The organism is Hymenobacter agri (genome assembly GCF_054778495.1).
Genome location: NZ_BAAGZM010000498.1, coordinates 1 through 3,226 on the forward strand (window position 1 = coordinate 1; position 3,226 = coordinate 3,226).

The 3,226-nt window shown below is 60.9% G+C and carries 4 protein-coding genes and 1 pseudogene; all 5 read left to right on the plus strand.

What is annotated here, in order from left to right; genetic code table 11:
* Positions 1-322 precede the first annotated feature (322 nt).
* Positions 323-1,015 carry a YjjG family noncanonical pyrimidine nucleotidase gene (locus ACYVDE_RS18290; protein ID WP_460502992.1) on the plus strand — a complete coding sequence of 231 codons (693 nt, stop codon included), beginning with the start codon at positions 323-325 and terminating at the stop codon, positions 1,013-1,015.
* A gap of 163 nt (positions 1,016-1,178) precedes the next feature.
* Positions 1,179-1,727: a nucleoside/nucleotide kinase family protein gene (locus tag ACYVDE_RS18295; protein ID WP_460502993.1), complete on the plus strand. Its 549-nt coding sequence runs from the start codon at positions 1,179-1,181 to the stop codon at positions 1,725-1,727.
* Positions 1,728-1,739: 12 nt separating this feature from the next.
* Positions 1,740-2,198 carry a DUF3592 domain-containing protein gene (locus ACYVDE_RS18300; protein WP_460502994.1) on the plus strand — a complete coding sequence of 153 codons (459 nt, stop codon included), beginning with the start codon at positions 1,740-1,742 and terminating at the stop codon, positions 2,196-2,198.
* A 176-nt stretch (positions 2,199-2,374) separates the two neighbouring features.
* The gene (locus tag ACYVDE_RS18305) at positions 2,375-2,893 is read left to right on the plus strand and encodes a hypothetical protein (protein ID WP_460502995.1); all 519 of its coding nucleotides are present in this window, start codon (positions 2,375-2,377) and stop codon (positions 2,891-2,893) included.
* Between the two features lie 46 nt (positions 2,894-2,939).
* Positions 2,940-3,226, plus strand: a pseudogene (locus ACYVDE_RS18310) (L-glutamate gamma-semialdehyde dehydrogenase); the annotation flags it as partial.

The window sequence follows — 3,226 nt, forward strand, 5'->3', positions numbered from 1 at the left end:
GGCGGGCACTGGCCACTGGGCCTGTGGCTGCTGCTGCTGGTACTACTGCCGATGGCCCAGCTGGCGCGCCTGCTACTCCGGGCCGACCGGCGGCGGCACTTCCGGCTGCTCAGCACGTTCTGCAAAGGCATCATGCTGGCCGGCGTGCTGAGCATGGCCCTGGCCGGCGGGCTGTGATGTGTCACGTTATGCTCATACTGTCATCCTGAGCGCAGCGAAGGACCTTCTCACCGTTGAACGGTTTGCGGGAACTACCCAAGCGTGAGAAGGTCCTTCGCTGCGCTCAGGATGACAGGCGTAAACGAATAACTATAAGACCACAATGAAATACCGCCACCTCTTCTTCGACCTCGACCATACGCTGTGGGACTTCGAGAAAAACGCCAACGAAACGCTGCACACGCTCTACGAGCGGCATGACTTCGCCCGCTACGGCACCTTCTCGGTGGAGGAATTCGTGCGCGTGTACAGCGACATCAACCATGCCCTCTGGCGTCTCTACCAAAGCAACAAAATCACCCAGAGCCAGCTGCGCGAGGTGCGCTTCAGCCGCACGCTCACGCGACTGGGCCTGACCGAAGACCAGATTCCGGCCAACATCTCGGCCGAGTTTACGGACATTCTGCCCCTGAAATCGGCGGTATTCCTCTACACCCACGAGGTGCTCGACTACCTGAAACCCAACTACCGCCTGCACCTCATCACCAACGGCTTCAACGACATCCAGGCCCTCAAGCTGGCCTCCTCCAACCTCACGCACTACTTCGAGGAGGTTATCACTTCTGAGCACAGCGGCCACCTCAAGCCCGACCCGCGCATGTTCCGCCACGCGCTGGCGCGCACCGGCGCCACCGCCGCCGAAAGCCTGATGATTGGCGACAACCTCGAATGCGATGTGCTGGGCGCCTACAACGCCGGCATCGACCAAGTCTATTTCAACCCCGACAAGCGCCGCCACTTCAACCAGATTACCCACGAAATCAACTGCCTCAGCGAGCTGAAAGATATTCTTTAAGAAAGCCCATACGATAACAGCGCATCATGCAAAGCGCCGCCGTGGCTCTCCTCTCCTGAGGAGAGGGGCCGGGGGTGAGGTTCGGGCGTCAGGCGAAGCGGTAAAAATGCTTCGACTAGGCTCAGCATGACGTTCTTTTTTACTCCCTCAAACCACCTCCTCCATGCCCCACCTCATCGGCCTCTCCGGGCGCCGCGGCAGCGGCAAAGACACCGTCGCCCGCCTCCTCCAGCAGCTTCAGCCCGAGCGCAACTGGCAGATTCGCTCCTTCGGCGACGCCATCAAGTCCGTGTGCGCCGCCCTCACCGGCGAAGACGTGGCCCCCTACTACACCCAAACCGGCAAGGCCGAGTTGGTGCCCACCTTCCACCGCACGCGGGGCGAGATGCTGCAGCAGGTGGGCAGCGCCCTGCGCGCCTGGGAACCGCTGGTCTGGGTCGATGCCTTTTTTGCTGGCCTGCCGCCCGATGCCTTCGTGCTGGTGCCCGACGTGCGCTTTGCCAACGAGGCCGACCCCATCCGGGCCCGCGGCGGCCTCATGCTGCGCGTAGAGGGCGACCCTTTGCACCAGCGCGGCGACGGCACCCGCGACGACAACCACCCCAGCGAAACCGCCATGGACGACTACGCGCACTTCGACTTCGTGCTGCACAACACCGGCTCGCGCGAAGACCTGGCCTGGCAGGTGCGGGCGCTGCTACAGCGGCTGTAGCCCCGTAAAGTCATGGCCCGCCAAAACGCTCTGACCCGCTGGCTACAGGCCTGGCTACTACCCATCATTGCCTTGGTATTGCTGGCATCGGTTTCGCTGCTGGTGGCCCGGCGGTGGCAGCAGCTGCACGGCACCGTGGTATCGGCCATTATCTACCAAAAGCTTGGCAAAGTGGGTTCGGGTACGAGCAGCCAGTATCGCTTGGTGGCCAAGTACCGGCAGCCGCAAGGCAACTCACCCTACGCCCGGCTAACGACCAGCCGCAGCACCTACGATGCTGTCTCGGTAGGCGAATCAGTGCGCGTGGGCTACGACCGCAACGCCCCCCAAAATGCCCTGCTAGCCTCCGAATGGAGTTTCAGTGGCTACTTAATGTTTCTCACTCTGGTCGGCCTTGTTATGCTACTGAATGGCTTGGGTGCTAATAAAGCCTGGCGTAATCGTCGGCGCGATGGGTATTTACCTGACTAAAATACCCTCCGACCTCTCCCAAACACACTCCGAGCAAGCCCAAACACCCTTCGAGGCAGGCCAAACACCCTCCGAGCAAGCCTAAACACCCTTCGAACTGCCCGCAATACCCGCCGACTTCGCCTAAACACCCTCCACGCAAGTCCAAACACCCGCCGACCTTCCCTACACACCCTATGGCCCGCCCGACACGCACGCAGGTTGCCGGGGCAGCTGCCACTTTACTTATCGCTCAGCGGAGCTTCTTTATGGTTGCTAAAGTCCTCATGCAAATGGTCCTTTTTTTCATCGGCCTGATGATGATTGGAACATTTCTCTTGGAAACGGCCGGGCGCTGGAGCTCCAGCCGAGGACCCTTAGCCACCGCACGGGTCATAGCGAAGACTGAAATGGTGAACCCCAAGGCCGCCAGCAACACCTTCAAAATTAGCCTAAAATTTAAAAGACAGGCCGGGGATTCGGTTGTCGCTATCACCGAGACAAGTGCCGGTTTTTATGCGGCCCACAGCATTGGAAGCCTGGTTCCAATCCACTACCAGCTTCATAATCCAAAGAATGCCGTCGTGGCAACCGAAGGCTGGTTTGAATGGCGGACCCTGGCCATTCTGGCTTTTGGCGTAGCCCTGTTTTACGCCGGTAGCACAATAAAGGCAGGAAAGCCCACGGATGCTGCTCCGGAAACCTCAGCTACTTAGCGTAGCCTTACCTTTGCCCCACGCCCACGCAAAACCCCACTCAACTATGGCCAACGGCTTTTTCAACGTCCCGACCCCGATTAACGAACCCGTGAAAGGCTACGCGCCCGGCTCCAAGGAGCGGCTCGAGCTGCAGCAAGAGCTCAAGCGCCTGCGCGGGCTGGAACTGGACATCCCCATGCACATCGGCGGCGAGCAGGTACGCACCGGCGACCTGCGCCGCATGAGCCCCCCGCACGACCACCAGCGCACCCTCGGCCACTTCCACTACGGCACCGCCGCTCACGTCAACCAAGCCATCGACGCCGCCCTGGCCGCCCTTACGGCCCGAGG